Below are 15,833 nucleotides of genomic sequence, written 5' to 3'. Positions count from 1 at the left end.
TACGTTTCGCTATCCGTGAAGGTGGCCGTACAGTTGGTGCTGGTGTAGTAGCTAAAATCATCGCGTAATAGCGACTTTAGTGAACACTGAAAAAGGAAGCTTCGGCTTCCTTTTTTGTTTTTAGGAAAAAAATATCGATTAATTGTTTTTTTTGCCTAAATTGTTACGCTAACTTTACCTGTATTGTTGCGAACAAAGCTGAATAAGAATACAATCTATGGCCGATTTTTGACCCTGTGCTTATGCATTTTCTGGGAAAGCTCGGAAATGCGGATTTGGTAAATATGTTGTTTACCAAGCTAAGCTCAGGTCGTAGTGAGTAACGGAATTAACCGATGACAACAAATACTGAAAACCAGAGTAATTCTTTGGATATCGTTAAGTGGGGCGTAGCAGCATTGCTCATCGCTGCTGCTGTTATAGGCAATCAATTTTACGCAGATGCAAATGTTGTGGCTCGTGTTGCTGGGGTAATTATTGCCTTTGCTATAGCAGGTGTTATCGCATTGCAAACTATCAAGGGTAAGCAAGCATTATCATTTGCCCGTGAAGCACACATTGAAGTGCGTAAAGTAGTATGGCCAACTCGCCAAGAGGCGCTAAACACTACGTTTATTGTACTTGCAGCAACCGCTGTAGTAGCACTGATCCTTTGGGGATTAGATGCGGTATTATTACGAGTAGTCAATTTAATTACTGGCGTATAGGCATCTAAAATGACTGAAGCTACAGAAGCAAAAAAAAGATGGTATGTAATTCAAGCCTTTTCGGGCTATGAAGGTCGTGTGCTTAAAACACTGCTTGAACATATCAAAATGCACAACATGGAAAACTACTTCGGTGAGATTTTAGTTCCTACTGAAGAAGTGGTCGAAATGCGTGCAGGTCAGCGTCGTAAAAGCGAACGCAAGTTCTTCCCTGGTTATGTATTAGTCCAAATGGAAATGAACGATGACAGTTGGCACTTAGTAAAGAGCATTCCACGTGTAATGGGCTTTATTGGTGGAACCTCAGACCGTCCAGCGCCGATTTCTGATAAAGAAGCCAATGCTATTCTCCAGCGTCTGCAAGACACAATTGAGTCACCGACTCATCGTGTTATGTATGAACCTGGTGAAGTTGTGCGTGTGTGTGATGGTCCATTTGCTGACTTTAACGGCACTATTGAAGAAGTTGATTACGACAAAAACCGCGTGAAGGTTTCTGTTATGATTTTCGGTCGTTCAACACCAGTAGAGTTAGATTTTCATCAGGTCGAAAAGAGCTGATTAAAATAACTACAAATAAATATTGTTTGCGGGTGCGTATTTTAATATAATTCGCACCCGTTGTTTTCAGGGGAGCAAATTGGCATGTCGCCGAGATGCGTTTGAACCCAAATTGAGGAAATGTCGACATGGCAAAGAAAATTGAAGCTTATATTAAGCTACAAGTAGCAGCCGGTGCTGCAAACCCGTCTCCACCAGTTGGTCCTGCTTTAGGTCAAAAAGGTGTGAACATCATGGAATTCTGTAAAGCATTCAACGCTCGTACTGAAAAGTTCGAGAAAGGCATGCCAATTCCTGTTGTTATCACTGTATATAACGACCGTTCTTTCACTTTTGAAACTAAGACTCCACCTGCGTCTTTCCTACTGCTTAAAGCAGCAGGTCTGAAATCAGGTTCTGGCCGTCCTAATACTCAAAAAGTAGGAACTATCAAGCGTAGCGCAGTTCAGGAAATCGCTGAATCTAAAGCAGCTGATATGACTGGTGCTGACATTGAAGCGATGACTCGCTCAATTGAAGGTACTGCACGTTCAATGGGTTTGGTAGTAGAGGACTAATATAATGGCAAAGCTAACTAAGCGCGCTCGCGTAATCCGCGAAAAAGTTGATGCAACTAAACAGTACGACATCAACGAAGCAGTAGCACTTTTAAAAGAACTAGCAACTGCTAAGTTTTTAGAAAGTGTTGACGTAGCTGTTAACCTTGGTATCGATCCTCGTAAATCAGACCAAAACGTGCGTGGTGCTACTGTACTACCACACGGTACTGGTCGTGACGTTCGTGTTGCTGTATTCACTCAAGGTGCAAACGCTGAAGCTGCTAAAGCTGCTGGCGCTGAACTTGTGGGTATGGAAGATTTAGCTGAACAAGTTAAAGCTGGCGAAATGAACTTTGACGTTGTTATCGCATCACCAGACGCAATGCGCGTTGTTGGTATGTTAGGTCAGATCTTAGGCCCACGTGGTTTAATGCCTAACCCTAAAACTGGTACTGTAACGCCTAACGTTGCAGAAGCAGTTAAGAATGCTAAAGCTGGTCAAGTTCGTTACCGCAACGACAAAAACGGTATTATCCACACTACTATCGGTAAAGTGGATTTCACTGTTGAACAGTTAAGAGACAACTTAGAATCGTTAGTGTCTGCACTGAAAAAGGCTAAGCCTGCAGTTGCAAAAGGCATTTACGTGAAAAAAATTAGCATCTCTACCACTATGGGTGCAGGTGTGACTGTTGACCAAGCTAGCTTGGAAGACATTAAGTAATTTTACAAAATGCGCGCACTAGTCTATAATGCGCGCACTTTGTGGGTTGAAGCTCATTCTATCCAATATTGACCTAATTATTTAGGTTTGTTGAGTAGCAATAGAGCTTCCGTCCAAGACCGCAGGTGTCAATCGTAAGGTTCACTTAATTTCCTGCGTAGACGGTGTCAGGCCCCAGCTAAATTTTTTTACTGGAATATCTGCACCGTTAGTAACTAAGCACATGTTGTGCTTAGTTTGGTAAATTCTAGGGGTATTCCCTAGGTAGAATCCAGGAGTAAAGCCAATGGCATTAAGACTCGAAGACAAAAAGGCAATTGTTGCTGAAGTCAACGAAGCTGCCAAAGGTGCACTTTCTGCAGTTGCCGCTGATTCACGTGGCGTAACTGTAGGTGCTATGACTGTTTTGCGTAAAGCAGCTCGCGCTAATGGTGTTTATGTACGTGTAGTACGTAACACTCTAGCTCGTCGCGCTGTTCAAGGTACTGCTTTTGAGTGCCTAGCCGAAACTTTCACTGGCCCAACTTTACTAGCTTTCTCTACTGAGCACCCAGGTGCTGCAGCGCGTCTTTTAAAAGATTTCGCTAAAGAGCAAGCTAAGTTTGAAGTTAAAGGTGCAGCTTTCGAAGGGGAATTTATCCCTGCAGCTGATATTGATCGTTTAGCGAAACTACCAACATACAACGAAGCACTAGCTCAGTTAATGATGACTATGAAAGAAGCATCTGCTGGCAAGTTCGTTCGTACATTGGCCGCCCTTCGCGATCAAAAACAAGACGCCGCTTAATTTTAAGTCGGCCGCTTAATCAAATTGAATTCAGAACAATAGGAAATATTTCTTATGTCTATCACTAAAGACCAAATGTTAGAAGCTTTTGCAGCAATGTCTGTAATGGAAGTTGTTGAACTAATCGAAGCTATGGAAGAGAAATTCGGCGTTTCTGCTGCTGCTGCAGTAGTTTCTGGCGGCGGCGATGCTGGTGCAGCTGCTGAAGAACAAACAGAATTCGACGTAATTCTTACTTCACACGGTGCTAACAAAGTTGCTGTAATTAAAGCTCTTCGTGGCGCTACAGGTCTAGGCCTGAAAGAAGCTAAAACTATGTCAGAATCTTCGCCAATCGCTGTTAAAGAAGCGGTAAGCAAAGAAGAAGCTGAAGCGCTTAAAGCTGAGTTAGTAGCAGCTGGTGCAGAAGTTGAAATCAAGTAAGCTATAGCTTACTTGCTCACCCAAGCAATTGGGTGAAGGCTGGCGGTTTTTTAACCGTCGGCCTTTTTTGCGCTCTATGCGCAGGCGATTTTTTATTCACCGTTTATCGCCAGTTTTAGCAGTTCCTAGCAGAGATTACTGGTTAGGTTCTTGCGACAACGGTGACGGGCAAACGCGCTGATTTATATTAAAAAATTAATGTATTTCAGTCTTGGTCACATCTCGTAAGCAGAGGAAACCCATGGTTTACTCCTATTCTGAAAAGAAGCGTATTCGCAAAGACTTTGGTAAGCGTCCAAAAGTTTTGGACATCCCTTATTTATTGTCTATCCAGTTAGACTCTTTTAAGAAGTTCACCGATCAAGACCCTACGGGTGAGCGTGGCTTAGAAGCTGCATTCCGTAGCGTTTTTCCTATCAAGAGCTTTTCTGGTTATTCTGAGCTGCAATATGTCAGTTATAAACTAGGTGAGCCAGTTTTTGATGTGAAAGAATGTCAGATCCGCGGTGTAACTTATTCAGCACCACTACGCGTTAAATTACGCATGGTGTTGTTTGACCGTGAAGCTGCTGCTGGCACTGTTAAAGACATTAAAGAACAAGAAGTCTACATGGGTGATATCCCATTGATGACTGATAACGGTACTTTCGTTATCAACGGTACTGAGCGTGTTATCGTTTCTCAGTTACACCGTTCTCCAGGCGTGTTCTTTGATCATGACCGTGGTAAAACCCACTCTTCAGGTAAGGTGCTGTATAACGCACGTATTATTCCTTACCGTGGTTCATGGCTTGACTTTGAATTCGATCCTAAAGATGCTTTATTCGTCCGTATTGACCGTCGTCGCAAATTACCAGCAACGATTATCCTACGTGCGCTTGAATACTCTACTCAAGACATCTTAGATTTATTCTTTGAGCGTATTGAGTTTAAGATCAAGAAAGACTCACTTGTAATGGCACTTGTGCCTGACCGTTTACGCGGCGAAACAGCAAGCTATGACATTAAAGATGCTGAAGGCGCTTTATTGGTTGAAGCTGGCCGTCGTATTACTGCGCGTCATATTAAGCAACTTGAAAAAACCAACACAACTGAGCTTGAAGTGCCAGTTGAATACATCGTTGGTAAGTATGCTGCACAAGACTATATCGATGAAGATACAGGTGAAGTATTAGTTACTGCTAACAGCGAGATTACCTTAGAAGATTTAGCTAAGTTATCACTTGCTGGTATTAAGAACATTGATACATTATTCATCAATGACCTTGATCATGGTGCTTATATTGCCGACACATTACGTATCGATTCTACAACTAACCGCTTAGAAGCATTAGTTGAAATCTACCGTATGATGCGTCCTGGCGAGCCACCAACCAAAGATGCAGCTGAAGGTTTATTCCAAAACCTATTCTTCAGTGAAGAACGTTATGACTTATCTAAAGTAGGTCGTATGAAGTTCAACCGTCGTCTTGAGATTGCTGAAGATGAAGGTCGCGGTGTGTTGTCTAAAGAAGACATCGTATCGGTAATGAAGAAAATCATCGAAATCCGTAATGGCTATGATGAAGTCGACGATATTGACCACTTGGGTAACCGTCGTATTCGTAGTGTTGGTGAGATGGCTGAAAACCAATTCCGTGTTGGTTTAGTCCGTGTTGAGCGTGCTGTTCGTGAGCGTCTATCTTTAGGCGATTTAAACGAGCTTATGCCACAAGACTTAATTAACGCTAAGCCAATTTCTGCGGCAGTGAAAGAATTTTTCGGTTCTTCACAGTTGTCTCAGTTTATGGATCAAAACAACCCGCTATCAGAAGTGACGCACAAGCGTCGTATTTCTGCACTTGGCCCAGGTGGTTTGACTCGTGAACGTGCTGGCTTCGAAGTTCGTGACGTACATCCAACTCACTACGGTCGTTTATGTCCAATTGAGACCCCTGAAGGTCCAAACATTGGTCTAATCAACTCGTTAGCAAGTTTTGCACGTACTAACTCTTATGGTTTCTTAGAAACACCGTACCGCAAAGTGGTTGAAGGTGTCATTACTGATGAAGTTGAATATTTGTCAGCAATCGAAGAAGGCCGTTATGTTATTGCTCAGGCAAACATTGAAGTTGATGCTGCTGGCCGCATGGTTGAAGAACAGATTGCGTGTCGTCACAAAGGTGAATCTACCTTTATGCGTGCTGCAGATGTTCAATATATGGACGTATCTCCACAGCAGATTATTTCTGTTGCGGCATCGCTGATTCCGTTCTTAGAACACGATGATGCTAACCGTGCATTGATGGGTGCAAACATGCAACGTCAAGCCGTTCCTACTTTACGTGCTGATAAGCCGTTAGTGGGTACTGGTATTGAGCGTACTCTAGCGGTTGACTCTGGCGTTGTTGTAGTTGCTAAGCGTGGTGGTGTGGTTGATTATGTCGATGCAAGTCGCATTGTAATCAAAGTAAATGAAGATGAGCTACGCGCAGGCGAAGCAGGTATCGACATTTATAACCTCACTAAATATACCCGTTCAAACCAAAACACTTGTATTAACCAACGTCCAGTTTGTTTTGCTGGTGAACCAGTAGTTCGTGGTGACGTGTTAGCCGATGGTCCTTCTACGGATCTTGGTGAATTGGCTCTTGGCCAAAACATGCGTATCGCGTTCATGCCTTGGAACGGTTATAACTTCGAAGATTCGATCTTAATTTCTGAGCGTGTAGCGCAAGAAGATCGTTTCACTACTATCCATATCCAAGAGCTTTCTTGTATTGCTCGTGATACTAAATTGGGTAGCGAAGAAATCACTGCTGATATTCCAAACGTAGGCGAGTCTGCTTTATCTAAATTAGATGAATCAGGTATTGTTTATATTGGTGCAGAAGTGAAGGGTGGCGACATTCTAGTGGGCAAAGTAACACCAAAAGGTGAAACTCAGCTGACGCCAGAAGAGAAACTACTCCGAGCTATTTTTGGTGAGAAAGCATCTGACGTTAAGGACAGCTCATTACGTGTACCTAACTCAGTGAAAGGCACCATCATCGACGTACAGGTATTTACCCGTGACGGCGTTGAAAAAGACAAGCGCGCGCTTGAAATTGAAGAAATGCACGTACGCCAAGCTCGTAAAGACTTAGGCGAAGAGTTCAAGATCCTTGAAGAAGGCGTATTGAGCCGTGCACGTAACTTGTTACTGTCAGTGGGTTATTCTGAAGCTAAATTAGCTGAAATCCCACGTAAAGACGTATTAATTCAAGTTATCGATGACGAAGCAAAACAAACTGAATTAGAGCAGTTAGCTGAACAGCACGAAGAGCTAAAAGCTGACTTTGATAAAAAGTTTGAAATTAAACGTCGTAAGATCACTCAAGGCGATGATTTGGCACCTGGCGTACTGAAGATTGTTAAGGTTTACCTTGCAGTTAAGCGTACTATCCAGCCTGGTGACAAAATGGCCGGTCGTCATGGTAACAAGGGTGTAATCTCTAAGATTTGTCCTGTTGAAGATATGCCATACGATGAAGAAGGTAATCCAGTAGACATCGTACTTAACCCATTGGGCGTACCATCGCGTATGAACATCGGTCAGGTACTTGAAGTCCACATGGGCGCAGCCGCTAAAGGTATCGGTAATAAAATTACTGCAATGCTAGAAGAGCAGCGTGAAATTGCCGTACTTCGTGATTACATCAAACAAGTCTACGAATTAGGTGACGACGTGCTTCAGCGTGTTGATATCGATTCGTTCTCTGATGATGAAGTGGTGCGTCTGGCTACTCACCTGAAAGGTGGTATTCCAATTGCAACACCAGCATTCGATGGTGCTAAAGAGAAAGAGATCAAGCAGATGCTTGCTCTTGCAGGCTTACCTGAGTCTGGTCAGTTGACATTATGTGACGGCCGTACCGGTAACGAATTTGAGCGTAAAGTAACCGTTGGTTACATGTACATGCTCAAACTGAACCATTTAGTTGATGACAAGATGCACGCCCGTTCAACCGGTTCGTACAGCTTAGTGACTCAACAACCATTGGGCGGTAAAGCTCAATTCGGTGGTCAGCGTTTCGGTGAGATGGAAGTGTGGGCACTTGAAGCATACGGTGCAGCTTATACTCTACAAGAAATGCTAACAGTTAAGTCAGATGACGTTAACGGTCGTACTCAGATGTATAAAAACATCGTCGACGGTAACCATCAGATGCACCCAGGCATGCCTGAGTCTTTCAACGTATTGTTGAAGGAAATCCGTTCACTTGGTATTAATATCGAGTTGGACCAAGAGTAAGCATCGCACTTAAGCAATGTTTGGTAACCAAGGGTGCTTTGCATCAGCAAAGCACCTGGTTTAACTCCTTCAGGAGAGAAACGTGAAAGACTTATTAAAGTTTCTTAAACAGCAAAGTAAGACTGAAGAATTTAACGGAATCAAAATTGGTTTGGCCTCGCCAGATCTAATCCGTTCTTGGTCTTTTGGTGAAGTAAAGAAGCCAGAAACCATTAACTACCGTACATTCAAACCTGAACGTGAAGGTTTGTTCTGTGCGCGTATTTTTGGTCCGGTTAAAGATTACGAATGTTTGTGTGGTAAATACAAACGTTTAAAGCACCGTGGTGTGATTTGTGAAAAGTGTGGCGTAGAAGTTACCCAGACTAAAGTGCGTCGTGAGCGCATGGGTCACATTGAATTGGCTAGTCCAGTTGCCCACATTTGGTTCTTAAAATCACTTCCATCTCGTATCGGCTTAATGCTTGATATGACGTTGCGTGATATTGAACGCGTACTGTACTTCGAATCTTTTGTTGTTATCGAGCCTGGCATGACCACGCTTGAACGCGGCCAAATGCTAACCGAAGAAACGTATCTTGATGCGTTAGAAGAATACGGTGACGAGTTTGAAGCTAAGATGGGTGCTGAAGCAGTTCTTGAATTGCTACGCGCGATCAACTTAGCAGAACAGATCGAGCAAATGCGAGAAGAGTTGCCTTCAATTAACTCTGAAACCCGTCGCAAGAAGGTCACTAAACGCCTTAAACTGATGGAAGCATTCTTCACATCTGGCAACAAGCCAGAGTGGATGATCTTAAAAGTATTACCGGTTCTTCCACCTGATCTACGTCCATTAGTGCCGTTAGACGGTGGTCGTTTCGCGACGTCAGATCTTAACGATCTATACCGTCGTGTGATTAACCGTAACAACCGCTTAAAGCGTCTGTTAGATTTAGCTGCGCCTGACATTATCGTACGCAACGAAAAGCGTATGCTACAAGAGTCAGTTGATGCGCTATTAGATAACGGTCGTCGCGGTCGTGCTATTACGGGTTCTAACAAGCGTCCGCTGAAATCTCTTGCTGATATGATCAAGGGTAAGCAAGGTCGTTTCCGTCAGAACTTACTTGGTAAGCGTGTTGACTATTCTGGCCGTTCGGTAATTACCGTAGGACCAACTTTACGTCTGCATCAGTGTGGTCTTCCTAAGAAGATGGCACTTGAGCTATTCAAGCCATTCATTTACGGCAAGCTAGAAGCGCGTGGTTTAGCGACTACGATTAAAGCTGCTAAGAAAATGGTTGAACGCGAACAGGCTGAAGTATGGGATGTGTTAGACGAAGTGATTCGTGAACATCCAGTTATGCTTAACCGTGCACCAACACTTCACAGACTAGGTATTCAAGCATTTGAACCTGTTCTGATTGAAGGTAAAGCAATTCAATTGCACCCGTTAGTTTGTGCGGCATACAACGCCGACTTCGACGGTGACCAAATGGCGGTTCACGTTCCATTAACGCTTGAAGCTCAGTTAGAAGCTCGTGCGCTAATGATGTCAACCAACAACATTTTGTCACCTGCTAACGGTGAGCCTGTAATTACACCGTCTCAGGACGTGGTATTAGGTTTGTACTACACCAGCCGTGAACGTATTAATGGTCTCGGTGAAGGTATGGTTTTCTCTTCAGTATCTGAAGTTGAAAAAGCTTATGCTGTAGGTGTAGCTGAATTACACGCTCGCGTAAAAGTACGTATTACTGAAACGCACATTGCTGAAGACGGCGAAAGAACAAAAGCAACACGTATCGTAGATACAACTGTTGGTCGCGCGCTTTTATCGTTAATTCTGCCTGAAGGCTTATCTTATGATTTGGTTAACCAAAACATGGGTAAGAAGCAGATTTCTAAGCTATTGAACACCTGTTACCGTCAATTAGGCCTTAAAGATACTGTTATCTTTGCTGACCAATTGATGTATACCGGTTTCCGTTTTGCAACCATCTCTGGTGCCTCTGTTGGTATCGATGACATGGTTATTCCAGACGAAAAATATACCTTAGTTGCTGACGCTGAAGCTGAAGTGCTTGAAATTCAAGAGCAGTTCCAGTCAGGTCTTGTTACTGCTGGTGAACGTTACAACAAAGTTATCGATATCTGGGCAAGCGCAAACGAAAAAGTATCTAAAGCGATGATGGAAAACCTGTCAACTGAGACAGTGATTAACCGTGATGGCGTTCCTGAGCAACAAGCTTCGTTTAACAGCATCTATATGATGGCTGACTCGGGCGCTCGTGGTAGTGCTGCACAGATCCGTCAGTTAGCAGGTATGCGTGGTTTGATGGCTAAGCCTGATGGCTCAATCATCGAAACCCCAATTACAGCTAACTTCCGTGAAGGTCTAAACGTACTACAGTACTTTATTTCTACTCACGGTGCGCGTAAAGGTCTTGCCGATACAGCATTGAAGACAGCTAACTCGGGTTACTTAACTCGTCGTTTAGTAGACGTTGCACAAGACTTAGTTGTTATTGAAGATGACTGTGGTGTTGAACATGGTCTAACAATGAAACCGCTTATTGAAGGTGGTGATGTTGTTGAGCCATTACGCGAACGTGTTCTAGGTCGTGTTGTTGCTCTAGACGTAATGAAGCCAGGTACTGACGAAGTTCTTGCTCCACGCAACACGCTTCTTGATGAAGCATGGTGTAATACGTTAGAAGAACACAGTATTGACGAAGTGATTGTACGTTCTGTAATTACCTGTGAAACAGACTTCGGTGTGTGTGCAGCGTGTTACGGCCGTGACTTGGCTCGTGGTCATATTATTAACCACGGTGAAGCAATTGGTGTTGTTGCAGCACAGTCAATCGGTGAACCTGGTACACAGTTAACCATGCGTACGTTCCACATTGGTGGTGCGGCATCTCGAGCTTCTGCAGAAAACAACGTTCAAGTTAAGAACGCAGGTTCTCTGAAGTTACACAATGCTAAGCATGTTTCTAACATCGACGGTAAACTGGTTATCGTATCTCGTTCTTCTGAATTAGCCATCATTGATGAGCTAGGTCGTGAGAAAGAGCGTTACAAAGTGCCTTACGGTACCGTACTAGAAGTATTGGAAGACTGTGAAGTTACAGCTGGCCAGATAATCGCTAACTGGGATCCACATACTCACCCAATTATCTCTGAAGTAGCGGGTAGCGTTAAGTTTGTTGACATGATTGATGGCGTAACCATGACACGTCAAACTGACGAGTTAACTGGTTTATCATCTGTTGTTGTACTAGAAATTGGTGCTCGTACTTCAGCTGGTAAAGAACTTCGTCCAGCAATTCGCCTAGTTGATGCTGATGGTAATGATTTAATGATCCCTGGTACAGAAGTACCAGCTCAGTACTTCTTGCCTGGTAACGCGATTGTGTCGAAAGACGATAACGCGAAAATCAACGTTGGTGACGCGTTAGCACGTATTCCACAAGAATCGTCTAAAACACGCGACATCACCGGTGGTCTACCACGTGTTGCTGACTTATTCGAAGCGCGTAAGCCAAAAGAGCCAGCAATTCTTGCTGAAATCTCTGGTACTATCTCGTTCGGTAAAGAGACTAAGGGCAAACGTCGTCTAGTGATTACCCCAGCTGATGGCGGCGATCATTATGAAGAGATGATCCCTAAGTGGCGTAACTTAAACGTGTTCGAAGGTGAAAAAGTCGAACGTGGTGAAGTTATTGCTGACGGTCCAGAAGCGGCACATGACATCTTACGTCTTCGTGGTATCCACAACGTAGCAAACTACATTGTGAACGAAGTACAGGACGTTTACCGTCTACAGGGCGTAAAGATCAACGACAAGCACATCGAAGTTATCATTCGTCAAATGCTGCGTAAGTGCTTAATCAGCACCGCAGGTGACAGTGACTTCTTAGCTGGCGAACAAGTTGAAGTCGCGCGCGTTAAGATTGCTAACCGTGAGCTAATCGCTCAAGGCAAAGCACCTGCTACGTTCGAACGTGAATTACTGGGTATTACCAAAGCATCTTTGGCTACTGAGTCATTCATATCAGCAGCATCGTTCCAGGAAACCACTCGTGTGTTAACTGAAGCGGCTGTTGGTGGTAAGAGCGATCCATTACGTGGTCTGAAAGAAAACGTAATCGTTGGTCGTTTGATCCCTGCTGGTACCGGTTATGCTTACCACAAAACTCGCAATGAAGAACGTGCTAAAGCAGCAAGTTCGAAAGGCAAAGTGGAAGCGACAACTGTCACTGCAAGCGAAGCTGAACAGAACCTAGCAGATCTACTAAACTTGGCAGGTAGCCAAGATTAAGTTAGCGTTTTGTTAAGAAAAGGCGCCAATGGCGCCTTTTTTATTGGAATTTGCACGAAAAGTTGGCTATTTCTTGACAGATAGCCATTACCTTTCTAAAATTCCGCGTCCCATCATTGTGGGATATAGATTTTTCACACCTAATTGTTGAGTTTAAATCAACTGTCGGAGCTATACATGGCAACTGTAAACCAGTTGGTACGTAAGCCACGCGCGCCAAAAGTCGAAAAGACTAATGTGCCTGCGTTGAACGCGTGCCCACAAAAACGTGGTGTTTGTACTCGTGTGTACACTACAACACCTAAAAAACCTAACTCTGCACTACGTAAAGTAGCTCGTGTGCGTCTAACTAACGGTTTCGAAGTAACTTCGTACATCGGCGGTGAAGGCCATAACTTGCAAGAGCACAGTGTAATCCTAATCCGTGGTGGTCGTGTTAAAGACTTACCTGGTGTGCGTTACCACACTGTTCGTGGCGCATTAGACTGTGCTGGCGTGACTTCACGTCGCCAAGGCCGTTCTAAGTACGGTGCTAAGCGTCCTAAGTCTTAACGTATCCCGTTTAAGTAAGGCCAAGCTAGTATTTATTTGACATTCCAGTTTTGGAAATACCTGAAGCATACGGAGAATTGATATGCCAAGACGTCGCGTTGTAGGACAACGTAAAATCCTACCAGATCCAAAGTTTCACAGTGAGTTGTTGGCTAAGTTCATCAACGTCATTATGCAAGACGGCAAAAAGTCGACTGCAGAAAAAATTATCTACAAGGCGTTAGATGTTGTCGCTGAAAAGAAAAGCGAAAATCATTTAACAATCCTTGAAGCAGCTCTTGATAACGTTCGCCCTTCAGTCGAAGTTAAATCTCGTCGCGTTGGTGGTTCTACTTATCAAGTACCATGTGAAGTTCGTCCAGTGCGTCGTAACGCACTAGCGATGCGCTGGTTAGTTGAAGCTGCTCGCAAGCGTGGTGAAAAATCTATGGCTCTACGTCTAGCAGGTGAAATGCTAGATGCGTCTGAAAACAAAGGTACTGCTGTTAAGAAGCGTGAAGACGTGCATCGCATGGCTGAAGCTAACAAAGCCTTTGCTCATTACCGTTGGTAATATAATGGAGCGGGCTTTGGCCCGCTCCATATTGTTGATATTGCTAAGACCAAAAGTTTTAGCTGAGAGGGTATAAATAGTGGCTCGTACAACCCCAATTGAGCGTTATCGTAATATCGGTATTGTAGCTCATGTGGATGCAGGTAAAACTACCACAACAGAACGTGTTCTGTTCTATACCGGTATGTCTCATAAAATCGGTGAGGTGCATGACGGCGCCGCCACGACTGATTGGATGGTACAAGAGCAAGAACGTGGTATTACTATCACTTCTGCTGCTGTGACCACCTTTTGGCGCGGTATGGAAGCTCAATTCGCTGAACATCGAATTAATATCATCGATACCCCAGGTCACGTAGACTTCACTATTGAAGTCGAGCGTTCATTGCGCGTATTAGATGGAGCCGTAGTTGTATTCTGTGGCTCTTCAGGCGTTGAACCGCAATCTGAAACCGTATGGCGTCAAGCTGACAAGTACCACGTTCCGCGTATGGTATTTGTTAACAAGATGGACCGTGCAGGTGCAGATTTTGACCGAGTAATAAAACAAATTCGTAACCGCCTTGGTGCGACTTGTGTGCCGATTCAATTAAACATTGGTGCAGAAGAGAACTTCAAGGGTGTTATTGATTTAATTAAGATGAAAGCCATTAACTGGTCTGAATCAGATCAGGGAATGACATTCACTTATGAAGACATTCCTGCAGATCTCGCAGCAAAAGCTGCCGATATGCATGAGTATCTCGTGGAAGCAGCAGCTGAAGCCTCAGATGAGCTGATGAACAAATACCTTGAAGAAGGTGAGTTATCAGAATCTGAGATTAAAGCAGCTCTGCGTCAGCGCACAATTAACAACGAGATCGTACTAGCAACCTGTGGTTCTGCATTTAAGAACAAAGGTGTGCAGGCGGTTCTTGATGCGGTTGTCGACTTCTTACCATCGCCAATTGACGTACCTGCAATTAAAGGTATTGATGAAGACGAGAATGAAGTTGAACGTCCGTCGGATGATAATGCACCATTTGCTGCATTAGCATTTAAAATTGCGACTGATCCATTCGTTGGAACACTTACCTTTATCCGTGTGTATTCCGGTGTACTTGAGACAGGTTCAGGCGTTTATAATTCTGTTAAACAGAAACGTGAACGTATTGGTCGAATGGTGCAAATGCACGCTAACGACCGTACTGAATTAAAAGAAGTACGTGCAGGTGATATAGCAGCGGCTATAGGTCTAAAAGATGTTACAACCGGTGATACTCTTTGCGATAATGATCACAAAGTGATTCTTGAACGCATGGAGTTCCCAGAACCCGTGATTACCATCGCCGTTGAGCCTCGTTCGAAAGCTGACCAGGACAAAATGGGTATTGCGCTGCAAAAATTAGCAGCAGAAGATCCATCTTTCCGTGTTGAAACTAACGAAGAGTCTGCTCAAACACTAATATCGGGAATGGGTGAGCTACACTTGGATATTATCGTAGACCGAATGCGTCGCGAATTCAGTGTGGAGTGTAACGTAGGTAAACCTCAGGTAGCCTATCGTGAGACTATCCGTTCGAAAGTAGAAGTGGAAGGTAAGTTCGTACGTCAATCTGGCGGACGTGGACAGTTTGGCCATGTTTGGCTAAGACTTGAACCACTCGAAGAGGGTGCGGGCTACGAGTTTGTCAATGAAGTCGTTGGTGGTGTTATTCCACGTGAATACATACCGGCGGTTGACAAAGGTATTCAGGAACAGATGAAAAACGGCGTATTAGCTGGATATCCTGTTCTTGATGTGAAGGTCACATTATTTGACGGTTCATATCATGATGTGGACTCGAATGAAATGGCGTTCAAAATTGCAGGTTCAATGGGCTTCAAACAGGGTGCGCTAGAAGCAAACCCCGCGTTGCTCGAACCTTGTATGAAAGTAGAAGTAACTACACCTGAAAATTATATGGGCGATGTTGTTGGTGACTTAAACCGACGTCGTGGCATAATTGAAGGTATGGACGATGGCATCGCAGGTGTTAAACTCGTTCATGCGGTAGTGCCTCTATCTGAAATGTTTGGTTATGCAACTGATTTGCGCTCTGCATCTCAGGGTCGTGCTTCTTACTCTATGGAGTTTTATAAGTACACAGATGCACCGCAAAACATTGCAAAAGCGATTATAGAATCTCGTAACTAATATCGGTTACGGCATCAATGTTATATTGCTCGAATTAATCGAGCACTTCTGAAAAGAAAGGAATTTATCGTGGCAAAAGCTAAATTTGAACGTAAAAAGCCTCACGTAAACGTAGGCACCATCGGTCACGTTGACCATGGTAAAACAACTCTTACAGCAGCTATTTCAGCTGTATTGTCTAAGACTTATGGTGGTGAAGTTCGTAACTTCGCACAAATCGATAACGCTC

The 15,833-nt window shown here is 43.9% G+C and carries 13 protein-coding genes; all 13 read left to right on the top strand.

The genetic code is table 11. The features are described 5' to 3' along the window. Positions 1 to 68: EF-Tu C-terminal domain-related protein (locus tag AC19MV_RS22105; RefSeq protein WP_199734358.1), on the top strand; the 68-nt coding region annotated here is incomplete at its 5' end. 267 nt (positions 69 to 335) lie between these two features. Next, positions 336 to 707, top strand: coding sequence for a preprotein translocase subunit SecE (gene secE, locus AC19MV_RS22100; RefSeq protein WP_160056469.1), 372 nt, complete (start codon positions 336 to 338; stop codon positions 705 to 707). 9 nt (positions 708 to 716) lie between these two features. After that, a complete protein-coding gene (gene nusG, locus AC19MV_RS22095) occupies positions 717 to 1,268 on the top strand; it encodes a transcription termination/antitermination protein NusG (protein ID WP_498309980.1) in 552 nt (183 codons plus the stop codon). Between the two features lie 128 nt (positions 1,269 to 1,396). Next, the gene (gene rplK, locus AC19MV_RS22090; RefSeq protein ID WP_188843830.1) at positions 1,397 to 1,825 is read left to right on the top strand and encodes a 50S ribosomal protein L11; all 429 of its coding nucleotides are present in this window, start codon (positions 1,397 to 1,399) and stop codon (positions 1,823 to 1,825) included. 4 nt (positions 1,826 to 1,829) lie between these two features. Then, positions 1,830 to 2,531, top strand: a complete 702-nt coding sequence (gene rplA, locus AC19MV_RS22085) for a 50S ribosomal protein L1 (protein ID WP_432405826.1) — start codon at positions 1,830 to 1,832, stop codon at positions 2,529 to 2,531. Between the two features lie 286 nt (positions 2,532 to 2,817). Next, positions 2,818 to 3,318 (top strand): 50S ribosomal protein L10, encoded by a 501-nt coding sequence (gene rplJ, locus AC19MV_RS22080; protein ID WP_432405822.1) that lies wholly within the window; start codon positions 2,818 to 2,820, stop codon positions 3,316 to 3,318. Between the two features lie 54 nt (positions 3,319 to 3,372). Next, positions 3,373 to 3,741 (top strand): 50S ribosomal protein L7/L12, encoded by a 369-nt coding sequence (gene rplL, locus AC19MV_RS22075; protein WP_432405817.1) that lies wholly within the window; start codon positions 3,373 to 3,375, stop codon positions 3,739 to 3,741. Between the two features lie 241 nt (positions 3,742 to 3,982). Beyond that, positions 3,983 to 8,014 carry a DNA-directed RNA polymerase subunit beta gene (gene rpoB, locus AC19MV_RS22070; protein WP_432405812.1) on the top strand — a complete coding sequence of 1,344 codons (4,032 nt, stop codon included), beginning with the start codon at positions 3,983 to 3,985 and terminating at the stop codon, positions 8,012 to 8,014. Positions 8,015 to 8,096: 82 nt separating this feature from the next. Further along, on the top strand, positions 8,097 to 12,323 hold the full coding sequence (gene rpoC / locus AC19MV_RS22065; RefSeq protein WP_432405809.1) for a DNA-directed RNA polymerase subunit beta': 4,227 nt from the start codon (positions 8,097 to 8,099) through the stop codon (positions 12,321 to 12,323). A gap of 177 nt (positions 12,324 to 12,500) precedes the next feature. After that, a complete protein-coding gene (rpsL, locus tag AC19MV_RS22060) occupies positions 12,501 to 12,875 on the top strand; it encodes a 30S ribosomal protein S12 (protein WP_101033703.1) in 375 nt (124 codons plus the stop codon). An 82-nt stretch (positions 12,876 to 12,957) separates the two neighbouring features. Beyond that, positions 12,958 to 13,428, top strand: coding sequence for a 30S ribosomal protein S7 (rpsG, locus tag AC19MV_RS22055; protein WP_160056453.1), 471 nt, complete (start codon positions 12,958 to 12,960; stop codon positions 13,426 to 13,428). Between the two features lie 79 nt (positions 13,429 to 13,507). Then, positions 13,508 to 15,604, top strand: a complete 2,097-nt coding sequence (gene fusA / locus AC19MV_RS22050) for an elongation factor G (RefSeq protein ID WP_432405803.1) — start codon at positions 13,508 to 13,510, stop codon at positions 15,602 to 15,604. Positions 15,605 to 15,673: 69 nt separating this feature from the next. Beyond that, the coding region (locus tag AC19MV_RS22045; RefSeq protein WP_498299752.1) for a GTP-binding protein at positions 15,674 to 15,833 on the top strand (160 nt) is incomplete at its 3' end.

Source organism: Shewanella sp. MF05913 (assembly GCF_059758095.1).
Note: the sequence above shows the minus strand (reverse complement) of the source record. Positions and strands in the feature narration are given on the sequence as shown.

Coding starts and splice junctions, on each gene's coding strand:
- secE (WP_160056469.1), top strand. CDS start 336: ATGACAACAAATACTGAAAACCAGAGTAATTCTTTGGATATCGTTAAG.
- nusG (WP_498309980.1), top strand. CDS start 717: ATGACTGAAGCTACAGAAGCAAAAAAAAGATGGTATGTAATTCAAGCC.
- rplK (WP_188843830.1), top strand. CDS start 1,397: ATGGCAAAGAAAATTGAAGCTTATATTAAGCTACAAGTAGCAGCCGGT.
- rplA (WP_432405826.1), top strand. CDS start 1,830: ATGGCAAAGCTAACTAAGCGCGCTCGCGTAATCCGCGAAAAAGTTGAT.
- rplJ (WP_432405822.1), top strand. CDS start 2,818: ATGGCATTAAGACTCGAAGACAAAAAGGCAATTGTTGCTGAAGTCAAC.
- rplL (WP_432405817.1), top strand. CDS start 3,373: ATGTCTATCACTAAAGACCAAATGTTAGAAGCTTTTGCAGCAATGTCT.
- rpoB (WP_432405812.1), top strand. CDS start 3,983: ATGGTTTACTCCTATTCTGAAAAGAAGCGTATTCGCAAAGACTTTGGT.
- rpsL (WP_101033703.1), top strand. CDS start 12,501: ATGGCAACTGTAAACCAGTTGGTACGTAAGCCACGCGCGCCAAAAGTC.
- rpsG (WP_160056453.1), top strand. CDS start 12,958: ATGCCAAGACGTCGCGTTGTAGGACAACGTAAAATCCTACCAGATCCA.